The 20,159-nt window shown below is 41.3% G+C and carries 19 protein-coding genes; 8 read left to right on the plus strand and 11 right to left on the minus strand.

The window, feature by feature from the left end:
- Window positions 1-123 precede the first annotated feature (123 nt).
- Both paeA and AC07E5_RS11970 read right to left on the minus strand, forming a co-directional pair.
- Window positions 124-1,452 carry a polyamine export protein PaeA gene (paeA, locus tag AC07E5_RS11965; protein WP_179989393.1) on the minus strand — a complete coding sequence of 443 codons (1,329 nt, stop codon included), beginning with the start codon at window positions 1,450-1,452 and terminating at the stop codon, window positions 124-126.
- Window positions 1,453-1,589: 137 nt separating this feature from the next.
- Window positions 1,590-2,579, minus strand: a complete 990-nt coding sequence (locus AC07E5_RS11970) for a LysR family transcriptional regulator (RefSeq protein WP_004977282.1) — start codon at window positions 2,577-2,579, stop codon at window positions 1,590-1,592.
- 645 nt (window positions 2,580-3,224) lie between these two features.
- On the opposite strand from AC07E5_RS11970, the gene AC07E5_RS11975 reads away from it, so the two are divergent.
- Window positions 3,225-4,826: an isocitrate lyase gene (locus tag AC07E5_RS11975; protein ID WP_004977281.1), complete on the plus strand. Its 1,602-nt coding sequence runs from the start codon at window positions 3,225-3,227 to the stop codon at window positions 4,824-4,826.
- Window positions 4,827-4,953: 127 nt separating this feature from the next.
- Here the strand turns inward: AC07E5_RS11975 and AC07E5_RS11980 are convergent, their stop codons facing one another.
- Complete coding sequence (locus tag AC07E5_RS11980; RefSeq protein ID WP_498625548.1) at window positions 4,954-5,784, minus strand: copper resistance protein NlpE N-terminal domain-containing protein; 831 nt, start codon at window positions 5,782-5,784, stop codon at window positions 4,954-4,956.
- A 356-nt stretch (window positions 5,785-6,140) separates the two neighbouring features.
- On the opposite strand from AC07E5_RS11980, the gene AC07E5_RS11985 reads away from it, so the two are divergent.
- Window positions 6,141-6,767: a 1-acyl-sn-glycerol-3-phosphate acyltransferase gene (locus tag AC07E5_RS11985; RefSeq protein ID WP_004970727.1), complete on the plus strand. Its 627-nt coding sequence runs from the start codon at window positions 6,141-6,143 to the stop codon at window positions 6,765-6,767.
- Between the two features lie 47 nt (window positions 6,768-6,814).
- Here AC07E5_RS11985 and ykgO read toward each other — a convergent pair whose 3' ends face one another.
- From ykgO to mrdA, 3 genes are all read right to left on the minus strand, one after another.
- Entirely contained in the window at window positions 6,815-6,937 is a 123-nt protein-coding gene (gene ykgO / locus AC07E5_RS11990) for a type B 50S ribosomal protein L36 (protein WP_026438469.1), read from the minus strand.
- 105 nt (window positions 6,938-7,042) lie between these two features.
- Window positions 7,043-7,600 carry a 16S rRNA (guanine(966)-N(2))-methyltransferase RsmD gene (rsmD, locus tag AC07E5_RS11995; protein WP_004970724.1) on the minus strand — a complete coding sequence of 186 codons (558 nt, stop codon included), beginning with the start codon at window positions 7,598-7,600 and terminating at the stop codon, window positions 7,043-7,045.
- Window positions 7,601-7,603: 3 nt separating this feature from the next.
- Window positions 7,604-9,694 carry a penicillin-binding protein 2 gene (gene mrdA, locus AC07E5_RS12000; protein ID WP_096901482.1) on the minus strand — a complete coding sequence of 697 codons (2,091 nt, stop codon included), beginning with the start codon at window positions 9,692-9,694 and terminating at the stop codon, window positions 7,604-7,606.
- Window positions 9,695-9,948: 254 nt separating this feature from the next.
- On the opposite strand from mrdA, the gene AC07E5_RS12005 reads away from it, so the two are divergent.
- The 4 genes from AC07E5_RS12005 (at window position 9,949) to AC07E5_RS12020 (ending at window position 12,920) form a co-directional block, all read left to right on the plus strand.
- Window positions 9,949-10,467 (plus strand): hypothetical protein, encoded by a 519-nt coding sequence (locus AC07E5_RS12005; RefSeq protein ID WP_004970721.1) that lies wholly within the window; start codon window positions 9,949-9,951, stop codon window positions 10,465-10,467.
- Between the two features lie 63 nt (window positions 10,468-10,530).
- Entirely contained in the window at window positions 10,531-11,847 is a 1,317-nt protein-coding gene (locus AC07E5_RS12010; RefSeq protein ID WP_004970719.1) for a DUF445 domain-containing protein, read from the plus strand.
- Window positions 11,848-11,928: 81 nt separating this feature from the next.
- Window positions 11,929-12,588: an adenylate kinase gene (gene adk, locus AC07E5_RS12015; protein ID WP_004970717.1), complete on the plus strand. Its 660-nt coding sequence runs from the start codon at window positions 11,929-11,931 to the stop codon at window positions 12,586-12,588.
- Between the two features lie 128 nt (window positions 12,589-12,716).
- A complete protein-coding gene (locus AC07E5_RS12020) occupies window positions 12,717-12,920 on the plus strand; it encodes a hypothetical protein (protein WP_004970716.1) in 204 nt (67 codons plus the stop codon).
- A gap of 129 nt (window positions 12,921-13,049) precedes the next feature.
- Here the strand turns inward: AC07E5_RS12020 and nth are convergent, their stop codons facing one another.
- Together nth and AC07E5_RS12030 are read right to left on the minus strand one after the other, a co-directional pair.
- On the minus strand, window positions 13,050-13,739 hold the full coding sequence (gene nth, locus AC07E5_RS12025) for an endonuclease III (RefSeq protein ID WP_154321249.1): 690 nt from the start codon (window positions 13,737-13,739) through the stop codon (window positions 13,050-13,052).
- A 92-nt stretch (window positions 13,740-13,831) separates the two neighbouring features.
- On the minus strand, window positions 13,832-14,626 hold the full coding sequence (locus AC07E5_RS12030) for an RnfABCDGE type electron transport complex subunit B (protein ID WP_004970712.1): 795 nt from the start codon (window positions 14,624-14,626) through the stop codon (window positions 13,832-13,834).
- A 357-nt stretch (window positions 14,627-14,983) separates the two neighbouring features.
- Here AC07E5_RS12030 and gdhA point away from each other — a divergent pair, with 357 nt between their 5' ends.
- A complete protein-coding gene (gene gdhA / locus AC07E5_RS12035; RefSeq protein WP_004970711.1) occupies window positions 14,984-16,327 on the plus strand; it encodes an NADP-specific glutamate dehydrogenase in 1,344 nt (447 codons plus the stop codon).
- A 71-nt stretch (window positions 16,328-16,398) separates the two neighbouring features.
- Here the strand turns inward: gdhA and AC07E5_RS12040 are convergent, their stop codons facing one another.
- The 3 genes from AC07E5_RS12040 to rlmH form a co-directional block, all read right to left on the minus strand.
- On the minus strand, window positions 16,399-17,181 hold the full coding sequence (locus tag AC07E5_RS12040; protein ID WP_004970709.1) for an META and DUF4377 domain-containing protein: 783 nt from the start codon (window positions 17,179-17,181) through the stop codon (window positions 16,399-16,401).
- A 139-nt stretch (window positions 17,182-17,320) separates the two neighbouring features.
- Window positions 17,321-18,097: a DODA-type extradiol aromatic ring-opening family dioxygenase gene (locus AC07E5_RS12045; RefSeq protein WP_179988567.1), complete on the minus strand. Its 777-nt coding sequence runs from the start codon at window positions 18,095-18,097 to the stop codon at window positions 17,321-17,323.
- Between the two features lie 150 nt (window positions 18,098-18,247).
- Complete coding sequence (rlmH, locus tag AC07E5_RS12050) at window positions 18,248-18,730, minus strand: 23S rRNA (pseudouridine(1915)-N(3))-methyltransferase RlmH (protein ID WP_026438445.1); 483 nt, start codon at window positions 18,728-18,730, stop codon at window positions 18,248-18,250.
- A gap of 157 nt (window positions 18,731-18,887) precedes the next feature.
- On the opposite strand from rlmH, the gene AC07E5_RS12055 reads away from it, so the two are divergent.
- A complete protein-coding gene (locus AC07E5_RS12055) occupies window positions 18,888-19,853 on the plus strand; it encodes a M28 family peptidase (protein WP_498625549.1) in 966 nt (321 codons plus the stop codon).
- Window positions 19,854-20,159 lie beyond the last annotated feature (306 nt).

Here is a 20,159-nt window from a genome sequence, read left to right on the forward strand (position 1 = left end):
AGGGTGGATGCGGTAAAGGTCGCCCTAAGAAGCAGAAAGCAAGCGAAATCCGTGAGGAAGTCGCCTAAGAGCTTTGCTTTTAGAATCCCCCACTTGAGTGAAAACGAAAGTGGTGGGAGTATGTCAACCATCTGCTTCAGTGTTGTTTTGTATTTCCTGTGTTTCTACAATTCGTGTTACTAAAAGTTGGTCAATTTTAAAATGATCGACATCGACCACTTCAAATTTATAACCATCAAAAAGTACAGAATCGGCAGGGCGCGGGATTTTACGTAGCTTATACATCATAAAACCTGCAATGGTTTCATAATTTTCATCATCTGGCATTTCATCAATTTGCAGCGCGTGTTTAATGTCTTCAATTGGTGTACTGCCATCAATCAGCCAAGAATTGTTATCACGTTTAATGATTTGCTGATCTTCTTCAATAGGTGTTACCCAATCGCCCATCACAGTAATCATAATATCAGACAGGGTAATCACGCCCACAACCAAAGCATATTCATTAATCACCACGGCAAATTTTTCTTTGGTCGAGCGGAAACGGTCTAAGACTTCAGACAGCGTGAGTGTATCTGGAATGGTTAATACATTACGGATGGTGCTTTCATTTAGTTGTAGTAAAGATTGATTATTGAGGATTCTGACCAAAATATCTTTGGCATCAACATAGCCAATAACATCATCAATATTTTCGCTACAGACCAAAAATTTGGAATAAGGATATTCTGCAAGTTTTTGACGAATACTGGCTTCAGATTCCTTTAGGGTAAAAAACACCACATTTTCACGTGTAGTCATACTCGAAGGCACGTTACGTTCTTCAAGTTCAAACACGTTTTCAATAAAGTGATGTTCCTGCTTTTGTAAAACACCTGCTTGAGCGCCTGCATCCATGACTGCAGAAATATCATCAAATGTAATATTGTCTTCGCGCGTGGTGTTTACTTTGAATAAACGGAACAGCACGTTGGCAATCGCATTAATCATCCATGCCAAAGGCTTGCATACCCGAATAAAAATTTGAATCGGGTTTATGACCGACACCGCAATTTTTTCAGGGGCGATCATCGCCAAACGCTTAGGCATCAGGTCGGCAAATAAAATAAACAGCGAAGTCACTAAGGTAAATGATAAGGCAAAACTAAGCGTTTCAGCCCATGGTCCTTGATAGAAGCGCACAACTAAGTTGTAAAAATAAGGACGAAAAGCGCCTTCACCTAAAATACCACCTAAAATGGCAACTGCATTTAAGCCAATTTGGGAGGCAGCAAAAAAGTCAGCTGAGTTTTCTTGTAGGTCTAAAACTTTTTGAGCACGTTCATCGCCTGATTCGGCTAAAATTTTCAGTTTAACTTTACGTGCACCAGCCAACGCAATTTCAGTCAGCGATAAAAAACCAGCTCCGACAATGAGGATGAGGATAATAACAATATTCTGGAAGAGGCTCACGAATCCACCTGTGGATTATATTATTTTAAATATAACAATTTGAATCTTTATTAAATCATGATTAAACAATGAGGAATATCGAAATATTCCTCATCTGAGTATAAGCGTTTGTGCCAATAAGTTCAGTGAATTTTTAATCAATAGGCTGAAAATTGAGAGTTATTCAGTAAAAACTCACGGTTTTCTTCTTCAATCATTTGGCGCGCTACATATAAAATCAATTGGCGTAACCAACGGTGTGCAGGGTGATGATGTAACAACGGACACCATGCCATCTTTAATTCAAATTCTGGAATATAAAATGGTGGGTCTTTAATCAGTAAACTTTGGCTTTTGGCTTGTAAGCGCGCAATACGTGTAGGTAAGGTTGCGACTAAATCTACATTAGACGCGAGTAGTGCAGGCATTTGATAATGACGGGTAAACACCGAAATTTTACGTTTTTGTCCAATACGCTCTAAAGCTTGATCAATCCAACCCAGTCCCGCTTGTTTCTCTGGATTCACACCAAAACCAACGCCCATACCTGTTTTAGAAACCCAAATATGTTGTGCATCTAAGTAGCTTTTTAAATTCAGGTTATTGGCAGCAGGGTGTTTGTGATTGAGCAGGCAAGAAAAACTATCACGCCAAACTAAAACCTGATGGAAACTTTGTGGAATTTCATTAAAACGGTTAATCGCCAAATCGACTTTACCTTGTTCCATGTCGCGATAAGACACATCACTCGGGGTTAAAAAGTCTAATACCACATTAGGTGCTTCAGAGCGTAAAGCTTTAACCAAGCGTGGAACTAATGTGGCTTCTGCGTAATCGGAGGTCATAATCCGAAATACACGATTTGAAGTATAAGGGCGGAACTCAGTACGCGGCTCCAAAATCATAGAAAGGTCAGATAAGGCATCGCGGATACGCGGTTGTAATTCTAAGGCACGTTCAGTTGGCGTCATGCCTTCAGAAGAACGAATCAGCAGGGGATCATTAAATAAATTGCGCAAACGACGTAAAATGTTACTCATCGCAGGTTGGGTAACGCCTAATTGTTCTGCAGCACGGGTTACATTTTTTTCACGAAGTAAGACGTCAAGATAAATTAATAGATTAAGATCAACCCGCTCCAGATTCATAAAATAAATACCGAAAATAAAATCACTAAATTATTGGAATTATGCCATAAGCCGTAAGGCTTGTGTATAAATTATGATGAAAAAATTGACGAGATAAATAGCAAAAAATCTGAATAAAAACAGCCAGCCCCATCATTATTTCCTAAAGAAATGTAGGTTGCCTAGTACTGCATCTATACTTTTTAATCTTAAATGCAAAAACACTTAAAAGCATTGGCAGAACTGATAGCAGATTCTATTTTGTATGAAACTTATGCACTTACATTGCGCTGAAAAGCAGCAAAATTTTGCTAAAAAATGGCAGAAATCGCCAATGCAAGCATTTTTTATGAAATGCAAGACTTAAGTCTAATGCAGAAAATATCGGCACAGAGATGAATTTGTAAGCAAAGATATTTGATTAATTTTCTAAATAAGGTTTTTAAAATCAATAGGTTGTGTTTTTATTGTTTTTGTGAATTAAGACTTTGATCTATACATTTTTTTAAAAAATACCGAGAATTACACGAGAATATTGGATTAATTCATTCAGTCACTCTACTCTGTATTCATCGTAACGAAGTGCTCTAAATCTGAGCAATCAAGCATAAGCGCGATTTAGCCTTCGATTGATAAATCCTAAATAATATTACAGGGTACAATATCATGACTACATACCAAACAGCGATTGATGCAATCCGCGAATTAAAAGCAAAATTCGGCAACACTTGGGCAGACATCAGTCCTGAAGATGCTGCGCGTATGCAAATGCAAAACCGTTTCAAAACTGGTTTAGATATTGCTAAATATACAGCTGCGATTATGCGTCGTGATATGGCTGCTTATGATGCTGATTCAAGCAAATACACTCAATCTTTAGGTTGCTGGCACGGTTTTGTTGCGCAACAAAAAATGATTGCGAACAAAAAATACTTCGGTACTACTGAACGCCGTTATATCTACCTTTCTGGTTGGATGGTTGCTGCACTTCGTTCAGAATTCGGTCCACTTCCTGACCAATCTATGCACGAAAAAACTTCTGTTCCTGCATTGATCGAAGAAATCTACACATTCTTACGTCAAGCTGACGCGAAAGAATTAAACGATTTGTTCCGCGCACTTAAAAAAGCACAAGACGCTGGTGATACTGCTAAAGCTGCTGAAATCACTGCTCAAATCGACAACTTTGAAACTCACGTTGTGCCAATCATTGCGGACATCGACGCTGGTTTCGGTAACGAAGAAGCAACTTACTTATTAGCTAAGAAAATGATCGAAGCGGGTGCATGTGCACTTCAAATCGAAAACCAAGTTTCTGACGCGAAACAATGTGGTCACCAAGCTGGTAAAGTAACTGTTCCACACGAAGACTTCATCGCTAAAATCCACGCGTTACGTTATGCGTTCTTAGAAATGGGTCTTGACGACGGTATCATCGTTGCACGTACTGACTCTGAAGGCGCTGACTTAACTCAAAAAATCCCAGTAGTTAAAGAGCCAGGCGACATCGCTTCTCAATACATCAGCTACTTAGACACTCAAGAAATTGACATCTCTGAAGCGAAAGAAGACGAAATCCTAATCAAGCGTGATGGTAAATTACACCGTCCTAAGCGTTTAGCTTCTGGCTTGTACCAGTTCCGTGAAGGCACTCAAATTGACCGCGTTGTACTTGACTGTGTAACTAGCTTACAAAACGGTGCTGACCTTCTTTGGATCGAAACTGCGACTCCAAACGTAGAAGAAATCGCTCACATGGTTAACCGTGTACGTGAAGTTGTGCCAAATGCGAAACTTGTTTACAACAACTCTCCATCATTCAACTGGACACTGAACTTCCGTCAACAAGCGTACGACCGTTGGGTTGCTGAAGGTAAAGACGTATCTGCATACGACCGCGCTAAATTAATGAGCGCTGAGTACGACGATTCTGAATTGGCTGCTGAAGCTGACGAAAAAGTACGTACATTCCAAGCAGACGCTTCTCGTGAAGCAGGCGTGTTCCACCACTTGATTACTCTGCCTACTTACCACACAGCTGCTCTTTCTACTCACGAGCTTGCTCAAGGTTACTTCGGTTCTGAAGGTATGTTGGCTTATGTTGCTGGCGTACAACGTAAAGAAATCCGCGGTGGTATCGCTTGTGTTAAACACCAAGCAATGGCTGGTTCTGACATCGGTGACGATCACAAAGAAATTTTCTCTGGTGACAACGCGCTTAAAGCAGCGGACGAAGCTAAAAACACAATGAACCAATTCAACGCGTAATCGCTTGATGGTTTAAAAGAAAACCCTGCTGATGCAGGGTTTTTTTATGGCTATTTAAAATAGTCAAAGAACTTTGAAACATCCTTAAATTGATGTTCCTTCATTTATGAAATTCAGCAGCTGTAACCTATTTAATTTTGATCACATCTGCCTGTACAGAAGCAGGGTAATGGAAAGACACCTTAATCCATTGTTTTTGTTGTGCAGGAATCGGTTCTAAAAATTGCGGATCGACTACAGCAGCATATTCCTGATATTGCTGATCGACCAAAACCAAGTCATTGGCATGTAATTGTAATGCTTGATCAGATTGATTGTGAATTGCCAGAAAATAATCGTGTGCCATCACAGGGTCGTTTAATTCTTTGACCTCAACATTTTGTACGTGTTCAGCCTGAATATCGACATGCTTCAGGGCATTACCGACTTGCATATTTTCTACAGGATGTAAGAAAACCTGAGTTTCATTTTTCTGTTGATTTTGTATATTTTTCTGATTGTATAAGCTGAATTTAAGACCGTGAGCTGTGAGTTGAATACGTGCATAGGCTTGCCCATTTTCTGTATTGAGCAACCATTCATTTGCCGTGTTTTGCGATGGGTGTTGGTTCTGTTTGTCTTGCTGATTGTTGCCCTGAGCAGCTTGAATCGTTCCCGCCACTTGGTTTTCGCGCTGCCGCTGTTTCGAGCGTTTAATGTCGATGAGTTGAAAGGTTTGATCATCATTCAGGCGTAAATGAATCACATGCTGTTCACAGTTGTCACAAGGCAATAAGGCTCTAAAGTTACCTGTAGCTTGTCCTGTCCATGAAGTTGCTGAATTTTGAACTTCAGTTTTGGGCGTAATTTGTGGCTCAGAAGGCAAAGCGGATTGATATTCCCTGCTTGGATCAGTTGATCCGCAAGCTACTAAAAATAAGCTAAGTGTACTGAGTGCAATCGGATAACGATTCAGCATAAATGTTCTGAACTTCAAACTTGTCTTGCTGCCACCTTAAACTTTCACCTTGTATCTGAAAAGCCAATTTGCCTTATTTTTAATGAAGATTTGTAGCAAATCATAACAAGCCCGATGTTTTAAAGTTTTAAGTTTCACTTCAAGGATTACATCGGATTAGACCGTAAAAAACTCAGCAAACTGTGCGTAAATTTATATATTTACCATTTTAAACTTGCTTGAATCTAGCAATGAATAAGCGCAAAAACAGTATGATTTTGCATGGAATGACAAAAATAAGATGAGTGCAGGAAATTTTTATACATTTATAAAGTATTTGTTTATTTATTCGTCGTTTTAGACTTTTGTATTTGTCGATGCTTGCTAAAATTCGCACACTTTATTTGGGGTATGCGGTTGTGTTTGAAAAGTTAGCTGAGCGAAGCTTAAATTTAATGGGTTGGGAAATCGACAATCATTGTCCGTTGGAGTTAGACCAATATGTGATGATTGCAGCACCGCATACCAGTAATTGGGATGCGTTATATGCACGTTTAGGGCTTAAAGCTTTGGGCGTTAATGTTCGCCTGACCATTAAAGACAGCTATATGAAATTGCCGTTTGGGCCATTTGTTCGTGCAATGGGTGGTATTGGTATTGACCGTCGTCCGAAAGCACGAGGCGAAGCAAGACCAAGTATGGTTCAGCTCATGACGGACTTATTTAAAACCCATCCTAAATTGGTGATGTTAGTGACGCCTGAAGCCACACGTGCGCGTCAAGAACAATGGAAAACAGGTTTTTATCATGTTGCGCTAAATGCAGGTGTGCCAATTGCTTTGGCGTATATGGATTACGCAAAAAAGAAAACGGGTGTGGGAAAAATTGTGCATCCAACCGGCGATTTTGAAAAAGATATGGCTGAAATCATGGCATTTTATGCGCAGGTTCAAGCAAAATTTCCTGAAAGTTTTAGTGTCGATACACGTTACTATTCAGAATAAGCACACTATTTCAGTGTAATAATCTATCAAAACTAAAAGACAGGGGATTATCCCTGTCTTGCTTTAAAACGTGGATTGGATTTGCAAATCACAAATAATTTGCCACGACGTTTCACAATTTGACAATCGGCACGCGATTTTGCACTTTTTAAAGATGAACGAACTTTCATGAAGATAAACACTACAATATGTAATGTTATAATATTACATTAATAGATGACTCTTGAAAAGTGTCGATAGTCATAAAATTACCGCGTATCTTTTAAGGAGAAAATTTAAACAACAATCTTTTGGTATAAGCCCGCACGTACAGTTCCCGCTTTGCTCTCTTTAACTTTTTGCCAAGTCTGCGGTAATTTTAACAGGTTTAAATCACGATCTGCTTCAACATAAATCAGACCTTGTGCCGCAATGAGTGGATCAGCCAACCCTGCCAATTCTTCCCATAAATCTAAACTATAAGGCGGGTCTAAAAATACCAAATCAAACTGATCTTTTAGTGTCGCCAAAGCATGTTGTGCGGTAGAAACTTTTAATTGTGCTTTGCTTTTATTGACGCGTAATAATTCTAAATTTTGCTGTAAAAACTGTGCTTGTGTACGGTTTGGCTCAATCATGACCACGTGTGCCGCACCGCGAGACAGGGCTTCAAAAGCTAAAGCGCCCGAACCTGAACAGAGGTCTAACACTTTGGCGTTTTGCACATCCCACATTAGCCAGTTGAATAAGGTTTCGCGCACTCGGTCGGGCGTAGGGCGTAATCCCTCAATTGAAGCAAAAGCCAACTGACGACGTTTCCATTCTCCACCAATAATGCGTAGTTGATTTTTCATGGCTTAGTCGCTCTCAATTGGGTTAGTGGGTACAACTGCTGTTGGCGCAGTTGCAGGTGGATTGGTTGGAGCTGAACTCGGAGTAGTTTGCGAAGGATTTGGGTTGAGCGCAGGGTGATTGGTTGCTGTATTCGGATTATTCACGTTATTCGTATTTGGTGCAGTAGATGAAGGGACTTCACCACTTGGCAATTCACTTGGTTTTAAACCTGCAGTCATTAAGCCACCACTCACTTGTGCGGCAGATGGACGAATTGGCTTTTTATTTTTATTCAGTAACCAATAGTCTAAAATTGGACGCGCCAAAGCCGTTGCTGCAGAACCACCGCGACCATTTTCTAGAATGATGGCAATTGCGATTTCAGGGTTTTCGGCAGGAGCGAAGCCAACAAATAAACCGTGGTCAAGCTGACGGTCGGTCAATAAGGCTTCGTTATAGCGTTTACCTTGCGCAATACTTTTAACCTGTGCTGTACCTGTTTTACCTGCAACTGAATATTGCAAGCCGCCTTTAATCCCTTTACCTGTACCTGATTGAATCACATCAACCATGGCATCACGCATTTTAATCCAGTCTTCTTCTGTGCCGTTAAAGTCAATTTTTCCGTTGGTACCATTGTGAACTTTAAATGGTTTCGCGCCACGACTTTCACGTAACACGTGCGGTGTGACTTTAAATCCTTTGTTGGCGGTGATGGCGGTGGCCATTGCTAATTGCAATGGTGTCGAGGTAAATGCACCCTGACCAATACTGACGGAAATTGTTTCACCTTTCATCCATTTGGCTTTGCGCGTACGCATTTTCCAGTCCGGGTTTGGGTAGAGTCCTGTGCTTTCACTTGGTAAATCGACCCCAGTTTTTTCACTAAAGCCAAATTGACGCATCCAGTCGTTCATTTTTTCAATGCCCATGCGATACGACAATACATAGAAGTAGGTATCACACGACACGACTTGAGCTTTGTGCATATCGACAATGCCATGCCCAGTTTTTTTATGGTCACGGAAACGGTGGCTGTCGCCTGGTAAAGTGAAATAACCATAATCCTGAATGGCGGTTTTCCAGTCGACATAGCCATAATGAATACCGCCTAAACCAAACATCGGCTTAATGGTAGAACCCGGTGGATAAACACCTTGTACTGCACGGTTATAGAGTGGTTGATCTAAATTATCGCGTAAGGCAGAGTAGTCGGTATGGCTAATACCTGTGACAAATAAGTTAGGGTTAAAACTCGGACTGGAGACTAAAGCTAAAATTTCACCTGTACGTGGGTCAAGTGCCACAATTGCACCACGGCGTTCTGCCAGTTGTTCAGAGGCGACCACTTGCAAGCCATAATCCAATGACAAAAACAAATCATTGCCACGTACAGGGTCTTTACGTCCTAAATTGCGCAGCACATTACCATGTGCATCGGCTTCTACAGATTCGTTGCCGGGTACGCCATGTAGCAAGTGCTCATACGATTTCTCTACCCCAATTTTGCCAATCAAGTTGGTGCCTGCATAAGCATCTTTGTCAATTTCTTTCAGTTCTTTGTCGTTAATGCGCCCGACATAACCAATCACGTGCGCAAATAAGTCACCATGCGGATAGTAACGTGTCATCTGGGTTTCAATATTGACCCCAGGAAACTGAAATTTAACTTCACTAAAACGGGCAATATCCGATTCATTTAAATTCAGCTTGATCGATACACGTTCAGTTTTACGTGAAGTTTTAATCCGACTTTTAAAGCGATCGATATCTTCTTCTGTCAGTTGTAAAACAGGTGTCAGTCGCGCAATGGTATCGTCAATATCTTCAACATCTGCACGGCTTAAAGTGGCTGAGAACACAGGGTAGTTATCTGCCAATAACACACCATTGCGGTCATAAATATAACCACGTGCAGGTGCGAGTGGTTGTAGCCGAATTCGGTTTTTATCTGATGCAGTCGCAAATTCATCGTAGCCGCTAATTTGTAAAAAGGCATAACGAGCCACCAACAGCAGCAAGAAAAAAACCACAACACCCACCGAAAAAAAGATGCGATTGCGAAAAATACGCTTCTCTTGCTGAGCATTTTTTAACGGATAGTGTTGTTTCATACAAAAATTGGCTTAACAAAAATGAGGGAGAACGAATTTGGACTATTCTAACGCATCTATTGGCAATTTTGAGTAACCATGTTTGACTGAATTGCCCGATTTAACCTAGAAGATGGGCGCAATCTTAATTTTTGACTTTAGCGACATCAAAATTGTAATTTGCTGTATATAAGAATCCTGACAATTCTGCTAGAGTCAAAACACGAAAACAGGACTGTTTTTAAAATTAAAACAAATGGACACTGGTGACAATAATGACAAAAGTCTATTCTTTCGTGGCATTACTTGCCTTTTCAAGTTTTAGCTTTGCTGGGAACACTACTTTTTTACCTGAAGCAAAAATTAGCGCAGATAGCGCAAAAACCTGGAATGTAGGGGCGGGTATTACCCAAAAATTACTGCATTTGAATGGTGAATGGGTCAATCCTTATGGCATTGCCTATCTAAAAGCGGGGGCTTTTTTAAATGGTGACCATGAAGTCGGTGGGCAAACAGGTTTTCGTTACCCATACCACCTCACAGGTAAAGACAAAAATGGTTATTATATTGGCGCTTACGCAGGACACCTAGAATCTAAATGGGTGGATGGTGAAGAAAAAGCGCGTTTAGGTGCAGGCATTGATCTGGCTTATGTATTACTGAGCCCTGAACGCATCAGTAGCTTTAGTGTTGGCATTGGCGCAGGTGAAAAATTGGAAGATCGACAAGGGCGAGTGATTGCGGAAACTGAGCCTAGACTACAATTTTCCTATACGCTCAGTATGGGTTTGTAGTCAGAATAGTGACTTTTAACTACTTTAGAATCTTGTAATTAGAACTAAATATGGAAAAAATGCATGCTTGAGTACGTCAATCAGTTGTGGCAAACCTTTTTGAATCGTCCAGATTTTTGGGCCGTGCTCAGTATTATTCCTGTGACTGCTTTTGTGACTTGGGCGCACGTGTGGATGGCACTAAAAATGGTGTTCTATCCAATTAGCTTTTGGGGCTTTCACCTTGGGCCTATTCCTGTGGGATGGCAGGGGATTGTACCGCGTAAAGCAGGGCGTATTTCAGGCATCATTACCGATAACACATTGTCAAAATTAGGTTCATTGCGTGAGTTTCTCAATGCTATGGACCCTGAAGATATGGCGCGTATTATTGGTGAGCAAGTGGGTTTTGAACTTGAGCACTTAATTGATGAGGTCATGTTAGACCGCAATGCTGTGCTTTGGGAAAACCTACCGTATTCGATTAAACGCCGTATTTACGCACAGGCGCATAAACAATTGCCAGGTGTGCTGCGTGAATTGGTGACTGAACTGACCTTGAATGTTGAATCCTTGGTGGATATGCGTGAAATGGTGGTCAGCCAAATGGAAGGTGATCGCCGCTTAATGGTGCGTATGTTCCTAAAAGTCGGTCAAAAAGAAATTAACTTTATTTGGCATATCAGTGCATTGATTGGGATGTTCTTTGGTATTTTCCAAATGATTGTTTGGTTTCTTGTACCATGGCACTGGACGGTTCCATTTTGGGCGGCAATTTGGGGCTTCTTGACCAACTGGATTGCGATTTGGATGGTATTTAACCCAGTCGAACCACATTACGTGAAATATCCGCAGTTCTTTAAATTGACTGAAAATCGTCAATTTCCATGGATTAAGCCAGTGATTCCACGCATTGGGACTTATAATATTCAGGGTGCGTTCATGAAACGCCAAGAAGAAGTCTCGGATGTGTTTGCAACGGTAGTCACAGAAGATCTGATTACGTTAAAATCGATTATGACTGAAATGATGTATGGCAGTAAAAAAGACAAAACCCGCCGTATTGTCAAACGCCACATCAACGAAATTATGGAAACACCATTGGTTCGTACCTCTTTACAGTTGTCTTTGGGGCCAAAAGAGTATGCCAAACTCAAGACTGACTTGATTGATCGTTCGATTGAAATTACGATGGTGCCTGTATGCGACCCTGCCTTTAATGCGAGCCGTGCACAGAAAATTTATCAAATGTTCAGAGATCGTATTCGTGAACTGACGCCAAAAGAATTCCAGAATCTCTTGCGTCCTGCCTTTCAGGAAGATGAGTGGATTTTAATTGTCTTGGGTGGTGTAACTGGTTTTATTGCTGGTTTAATACATTTGTTTGTCGCTTTCTTATAAGAGGATGCTGGCTGCGTAAAGGGCGATGGCTCTGATATGCAACGAGTGTCAAATACATTGTTAAAATGAGGATGTTTTTTTATGCGCATTATCTTACTCGGACCACCTGGAGCAGGTAAAGGTACACAAGCTCAGTTGATCTGTAAGCGCTACAATATCCCACAAATTTCAACCGGTGATATGCTCCGTGCTGCAATTCGTGAAGGTACTGAATTAGGTCTACAAGCCAAAAGCGTCATGGACGGTGGCGGTTTGGTATCTGATGAACTGATCATTGGCTTAGTGAAAGAGCGTATTGCGCAGCCAGATTGCGTGAATGGTTGTATTTTTGATGGTTTCCCTCGCACTATTCCACAAGCTGAAGCCTTGGAAAGCGAAGGCATCAATATCGACCACGTGATTGAAATTGATGTTGCAGACGAAGAAATCGTACAACGTTTGTCTGGTCGTCGTCAGCACCCTGCATCTGGTCGTATTTATCACCTTGTTTACAATCCACCAAAAGTGGAGGGTAAAGATGACGAAACTGGCGAAGATTTGGTTCAACGTCCAGATGACCAAGAAGAAACCATTCGTAAGCGTTTAAAAGCGTATCACTCAGAAACCGAGCAATTGGTTGGCTTCTATCAAGGTCGTGCTGCTTCTGGTGAAAATGCACCAAGCTATAACAAATTGAATGGTCTTCGTCCAATTGAAGAAGTTCAAGCAGATTTGTTTGCTATTTTAGACCAAGCAAAATAAGTCTAGGTCTTAGACCAAGTCTGTTTAAAAGAAAATAAAATCGTTTAAACAGGCTGCTTGTTTTGACTTTAAAAGAGTCCTGATTCATATTAGGGCTCTTTTTATTTGTTTCAGTTTGGGAGAGTGCTTTGCAACATGCTGCTGTGATCATCATGTTATTGGCAAGTATTGCCGTTTTAGGCTTTCTTGTTTTTGTGAGCTATAAGTTGTTGCGCAACACACAAGCTCAGAATTCGGCTGAAAAAAAATCAGGCAAGCACTATCAATTGCATCCGAAACTTAAACAACAGCAAGAGCAACAACGTCAGTCTGAAGATTCTCAGGATAAATAAACCATCTCTGCACAATCTTGTGCATAGATTGCACAGTTATCCACACGATTTTGGATAATCCACATTGCTTTGATGATCTAGCTTGTCATCAATAAGCTTAGATCACTTTGCAAAACTCTACCGAAGCACTTACTTAGATATGGGCGCGTGATGAATTTCATGCAGCGTAGTATGACGATGTGCACCAAATTCAAAGCGATCAGGCCAGTTACACACATCTGACACCACACATTCAGCGCATTTAGGCTTACGCGCAATACAACAATAACGGCCATGTAAAATTAGCCAGTGATGCGAGTCAATTAAAAATTCTTTAGGAATGACTTTAATCAAACGGTGTTCGACTTCTAAAACATTTTTACCTACAGCTAAACCTGTACGGTTACCTAAGCGGAAAATATGCGTATCGACCGCCATAGTAGGCTGTCCAAATGCGGTATTTAACACTACATTGGCCGTTTTGCGTCCCACGCCGGGCAAGGCTTCTAAATCGGCACGATTATCAGGCACGATGCTGCCGTGTTTTTCGATGAGAATTTTGCAGGTTTTAATGACATTTTCTGCTTTGGAATTATACAGTCCGATGGTTTTAATATATTCTTTTAAACCTTCCACACCTAAGGCATAAATCGCTTCGGGAGTATTGGCAACAGGAAACAGTTTGTCGGTGGCTTTATTGACGCTGACATCGGTCGCTTGTGCAGATAAGGTCACCGCTATCAGCAATTCAAATGGATTGGAAAAATTCAGTTCAGTGGTCGGATTTGGACGTTGGTCACGTAAGCGCTCAAAAAAAGTCTGAATTTGCTTTTTGGTCATATTTTTAGACGGCTTTTCTTTGAGCGTGGTGCTTTTGGCAGCCGTTGTTTTGACCGCTTTATTGGTCAGACGTGTATTTCTTTCGGGCATGTTTATGCTCCTAATTCACGTAACTGTTGTTGTAAATTGGTTAGTAATAGCCGTTTTTTCTCATCGTCACGCACACTGAGTTGTTTTTCGAGTTTTTTAATTTGTGTGCGTAATTTTGCCAGTTCGATGGTGGTTTGTGCATCGGCAGTGGAAATCTGTTCATTTTTTTGCACAGGCAATTCAATCACAGGCACAGCAGCATCGGCTTGTGCAGAAAATTGAGCAAACAGTTCGGTATCAATTTCTGCACGTACCACAGGGCCTTTACGGTGCAGACGACGTTGTTCTTCACGTTGTATGTGGGCGTAGTAGCGTTGGCGTAAATCATTCTGTTCTGCCACTCGTGCGCTATCAGAAAGCAGGGGTTGTGTATCTTCTACCAAGTCAATGCAATCGACAGGGCAAGGCGGAATACACAATTCACAGCCCGTACATAAATCAGTCAAAATGCTGTGCATGAGTTTGCCTGAGCCTAAAATGGCATCGACAGGGCAGGCATTAATACATTTGGTACAACCAATGCACTCATCTTCACGAATTAGCGCTTTCATACGCTGTGGGCGTCCATCTGCCTGCACAGGCCAAACACTGGCTTCTGCGGTCAATACAGGGCGTTGCAGTAAGTTTGCTAGTGCATCTGCAACAGGTTGTCCACCGGGTACGCATTTATTGGCCGCTTCGCCTTCTGCAATCGCTTTGGCGTAGGGTAAACAGCCATCACGGTGACCACATAAGCCACATTGAGTTTGAGGGAGTAGCGCATCAATATTTTGAATCAGAGCAATTTGCGAATTCATGGACAAACCAATGCCACTTTAAACAGCAGCAGAAAAACGGAAGATAAGGCTAGGGGAAAATTCTAGGTCGATGATTTTAGCACGATTTTTGCTTTTAGGCTTGTGCGCAAATTAAGAACAACAATTGCTAGCTTTTTGGGCAAAAATGCTCAAAACTATGAATTAATTTGTTACATTAACTTATGGGCTTAACACGCTAAAAAATAAGTTAAATTTATGAAAATACAAATGTTTTAAAGTTTTTTGAAAAAAACTATTGTAGATTGTTAACAAAAGATATTTAATATTTTGCGCCAAAATATATCATTGATTGAAATTTTGACCAATTTTGATCCATTTTCTGCTGAGGATTAAGCGTTGAAATACAACAGCCTTAACGAATTCCTAGATTACGTTAAAACACGTGATGCACATCAACCAGAGTTTCTACAAGCTGTAGAAGAAGTAATGACCAGTCTTTGGCCATTCATTGAAAAGAACCCTCAATATGCAGCACATGGTTTGCTTGAGCGTTTGGTTGAGCCTGAGCGTGCAATTCAGTTCCGCGTTTCTTGGGTAGATGACCAAGGTCAAACCCACGTAAACCGTGCATTCCGTGTACAGTACAACTCAGCAATTGGTCCATTTAAAGGTGGTATGCGTTTCCACCCATCAGTGAACCTTTCTATTTTAAAATTCTTAGGTTTTGAACAAACCTTTAAAAATGCTTTGACTACATTGCCAATGGGCGGTGGTAAAGGTGGTTCAGACTTTGACCCTAAAGGTAAGTCTGAAGGCGAAATTATGCGTTTCTGCCAAGCCTTAATGATCGAGTTATATCGTCATTTAGGTTCTAACACGGATATTCCTGCGGGTGATATTGGTGTAGGCGGTCGTGAAGTGGGTTACATGGCGGGTATGATGAAGAAGCTCAGCAATGACACTTCATGTGTATTCACAGGTAAAGGCTTGTCTTTCGGTGGTTCTTTGGCGCGTCCAGAAGCTACAGGTTACGGTACTGTGTATTTCGCTGAGGAAATGCTCAAGACTCGTGGCGATTGCTTTAAAGATAAAGTCGTTGCGATTTCTGGTTCAGGCAACGTTGCACAATTTGCTGCAGACAAAGCAATGTACTTGGGTGCGAAAGTAGTTTCACTTTCTGACTCGAATGGTACTGTGTACGTGAAAGAAGGTTTCACGCCAGAATTACTTGCTGAAGTGATGGAACTTAAAAACGTAAAACGTGGTCGTATTTCTGAATTTGCGTCTAAGCACGGTTTTGAATACCTTGAAGGTCAACGTCCTTGGGGTATTAAATGTGATATCGCGCTTCCATGTGCGACTCAAAACGAACTTGATGCGAATGATGCAGCAGCGCTTCTTGCAAACGGCGTAATCTGTGTTGCTGAAGGTGCGAACATGCCTTCTACACTTGAAGCGGTTGAGAAATTCGTTGAAGCGAAAATTCTTTATGCGCCAGGTAAAGCATCTAACGCCGGTGGTGTAGCAACTTCTGGTCTGGAAATGTCTCAAAACGCATTGCGTTTAGGCTGGACTTTCGAAGAAGTTGATGAGCGCTTACACGCAATCATGAAAGAAATTCACCGCAACTGCGTAAAATTCGGTACGAAAGAAGACGGTACCGTGAACTATGTAGACGGCGCAAACATCGCTGGCTTCGTAAAAGTTGCTGATGCAATGCTTTCTCAAGGCGTATTCTAAGTCTGACTGAGTTTAAGCTTTAAAAAAAACCGAGGTGAATGCCTCGGTTTTTTTATATTGCGATTTTATCGTTATAGAGTGCCTTTGACTGCTTCACGCTCTACGGTCATGTCGAATACATAGGCATATTTAGACTGGTCAGCTGCCGGATTTTTAATTTCATAACGTTTTACCCGAATAATCTGACGCTCATTCGATGAATGCTGAAAACCTTCGATCTGATCGTAAAATAAAGTCCAGTCTTTATCGACCTGAGTCTTTAAGCCTTTTTCATCATATTTGATTTCTTTCACCTGTAAGCAGGTTTGCTGAGCTACACCCGTACAGGCTTTAGTCTGTGACGAAACTTCCAGGAAAATGGTTTCTGCCTGACCTTGGTATTTGGTTTCCGGTGTCATTTTTCCGGTAAAGACATATTTTTGACCATCAGCTGCAGTAATACTCAGTTTTGGCTGATTGGCATCATTTAGATCCAGACTAAACGGAATATTACGCTTTTGCAGAAGCTGGCTGATAAAACGTTCCTGTTCCATTAATGGTGCATCACATGCCATCATGGTGCCCATCATGTCACCCGTACTCAGGGTATTATCTTTAACAGTCCAGCTCGTGCCAAGGCCATTACAGCCAGAAGCTACACTTAGTCTGCCTCGTTGATCAAAGCTCAGAACAATCGGGCGTTGCAGCCCACGATCAAGTTCCCAGGTATAAGCGGGCAAAATTTGTGTAGGCGTTTTTAATGTGGTGGATAGAGTAGAAATAGCCGGATCTCCTGAAGTGGCAGGAAGATGTGAAGATTGACATGCAGTTAAAGCCAAAGGGAGCAGGGCAAGCGCAAAAATACTGAATTTCATTGGTTTATATTCTATGTGCTAAAGTTTCAACGTGATTATAATCAAGAGATTAACAAAAAATATGGATACATATCGTAGCTTTTGCTAACAAAATGTATCCAAATTAAAAAGTCAGATTTTAAATAAGCGGAGCTATCGGTTAGTCAAAACGATAAATATCCATACCGAGTGAACCCATGCTAAAGCTGCTATGTACAATGTTAAATCGATCTCCCGTACCCATTGCAAAAAACAGCGGTGCAAAGTGTTCTAGGGTTGGGTGATTACGTGCTACATGTGGCAATTGTTGCCAATCTAGTACTGCATCATAATTGCGATGACTTAAATGCTGCACCACACGATTACGGAAACTAAATGCCCATTCAGGCACAGCCGCATTGGGTGTATTCCATGATAATTCACGTAAGTTATGGGTGATACTGCCTGAGCCAATCAGTAAAATTTGCTGTTCACGTAATGGCGCTAAACTTTGCCCAATGTGATAAATCTGTTCGGCGCTCATATTCATGGGCAAAGAAATGGTAATCACTGGAATATTGGCATCGGGATACATGTGTAGTAATGGCATCCATACGCCATGATCATGCGGGCGTGTGCTGTTGGCATGGGCAGCAAAGCCCGCATCAGCCAAACGCTGCAAAATATCTTCTGCCAGTTCAGGTAAGCCAGGTGCAGGGTAGCGCAGGGCGTACAAGGCTTCAGGAAAACCACGGAAGTCATGCCATGTTTCAGGGCGAATACCTGTGTTGACCTCCAGTGCATTACTTTCCCAATGCGCCGACATCACCACAATGGCTTGCGGTGTTGGCAAATTTTCACTTAAACGGCTGAGTGCAGGCCCGACCTGTTCAGGATTGAGTGCCAACATGGGCGAACCATGTGAGATAAATAAACCGGGTAATGTCTGTAAGTTCATGCCTAGATCCCTAAAGCCTGCTGTTCTACAGCATCGCAAAAAAGTGTGTATAGCGAAATGTACTTTTGTTCAACGCTATGTTGCAGCTTTGCAACGTCGTTTGAGTTGAAGATATTTTGATAACTCAACTTACAAATTGAATAAGTTGATTTAACCTGCACGATGATAAGGATGGTTGTGGTTGATGCTCATAGCACGGTATAGCTGCTCAATCAGCATCACGCGAACTAAAGGGTGTGGCAAAGTTAGTTTGGATAATGACCAATGCCATGCTGCTGCTTTACGTACTGCTTCAGAGTGACCATCTGGTCCACCAATCGCAAGCACGACATCATTGCCTTCTAGCATCCAGCCTTTCATGGTTTCTGCAAGTTTTTCGGTGCTGAACTCTTTGCCGCCCACTTCCAAGGCAATTAACAGCTCATTGTTTTTCATGGCATTTAAAATGCTATCACCTTCAATTTGGCGATATTTTAGAATATCGGCCTCAGAATCATTTTTGCCACGTTTCGCCATTGGCAGTTCGACAATTTGAGTCTGCACAAAAGGCTGAATCCGTTTGAAATAATCTTCAAAACCAGTCAGCACCCAAGCAGGCATTTTTTGTCCAATGGTCAGAATGCGAATTTTCATAGGCGAGTTCATGTAGCGATCAATCAGAATCTCGCATTATAACCATGATTCAACACAAGCGCTGTGTAACGACACAATTTGCAATTGAATTTGCCAACAGGCTGTTGCTTTAATACTCAGCAATCTTATTGGTCTTTTTTGTCTTGGAATTATCAGCATGCGCGCGTTTCAAAGTCAGCAGTTATATTCATGGATATTGGGCGCGGGTATGGGATTGATGACCACTGCCACATTTGCTGTGCCTGAGGCTCAATGGGCAGAACCAAACAATTTGCAAGTCTATATGCAGCAAGTGATTGGGCAGCAGGGTTTGGGTAATTCCGAACAGTATCGTCATTATAAAAATGTGATTGAACTGAATCGGGTTTCGGCATGGATTCGGGAACAAATGCGAGTATTTGGAATTCCGTGTCAATTTCAAAATTATGTGGTCAATCAGCAAAGCTACCGCAATGTGGTGTGCAAATTGAATATCGGTGCTGCGCAAAAAACGATTTTTGGTGCGCATTACGATGTTTATGGGCAGCAGCAGGGGGCAAATGACAACGCTTCTGGCGTTGCAGGTGTAATCGAAACAGCACGAATTTTGGCGCAGGAAAAGAATAAACTTAGTCAAAATGTTGAATTTGTTTTTTATACCTTGGCAGAGCCACCATTTTTTAAAACCGAGTCGATGGGCAGTTTTATACATGCCAAATCTGTGCAGGCTGAAAAGGAAAAAATCCGTGCGGTGTATGTGCTGGATATGATTGGTTATTACGATAAAAATTTGGTGCAAAATTACCCAATCGGTTTAAAGTGGATTTACCCAAGTCATGGCAATTTTATTGTGGCATTGAGTAATATGCAATCACGTGAAATGAGTGCAAGCTATTGCAATACAATGCAGCGTTTGAACCAGTTGCAATGTGAGCGCGTGGTGGCACCGACTTTCATCAAGGGTATAGATTTTTCAGATCATTTAAATTATTGGAAATATGATATTCCAGCTATTTTAATTACCGATACGGGCAGTTATCGCAGCACACTTCGCCATACCACAGGTGATACTTTAAAAACAGTAAATTTTGAAAAAATGGCACATGTCGTGAATGGCTTGGTTGCACAGATTTTATCACCTTGATGATTGATCGCAGCGCATAAAAAACGCAGCCCTGAATTGAAATAGGACTGCGGTTAAAAGGTCATCCACCTGGAGATATGGATGACCAGACCATGAAGCACGCTTCAATCAAAAGCGTCTGATCAATTTATCGGTCTAAATAGACCAAACAAGAAACATACAGCGCGATGTATCTTAAATTTATATATGTGGATGGTTTGCCTATTTTTCAAGGAAATTGAATTAAAAACAGACTATCCATTTTAAAAATAATTAAAAAATTATTCAATTATTTTAAATCCAGAATCTAAATACAACAAAAGAGCA

It is taken from the genome of Acinetobacter seohaensis, from assembly GCF_056431365.1.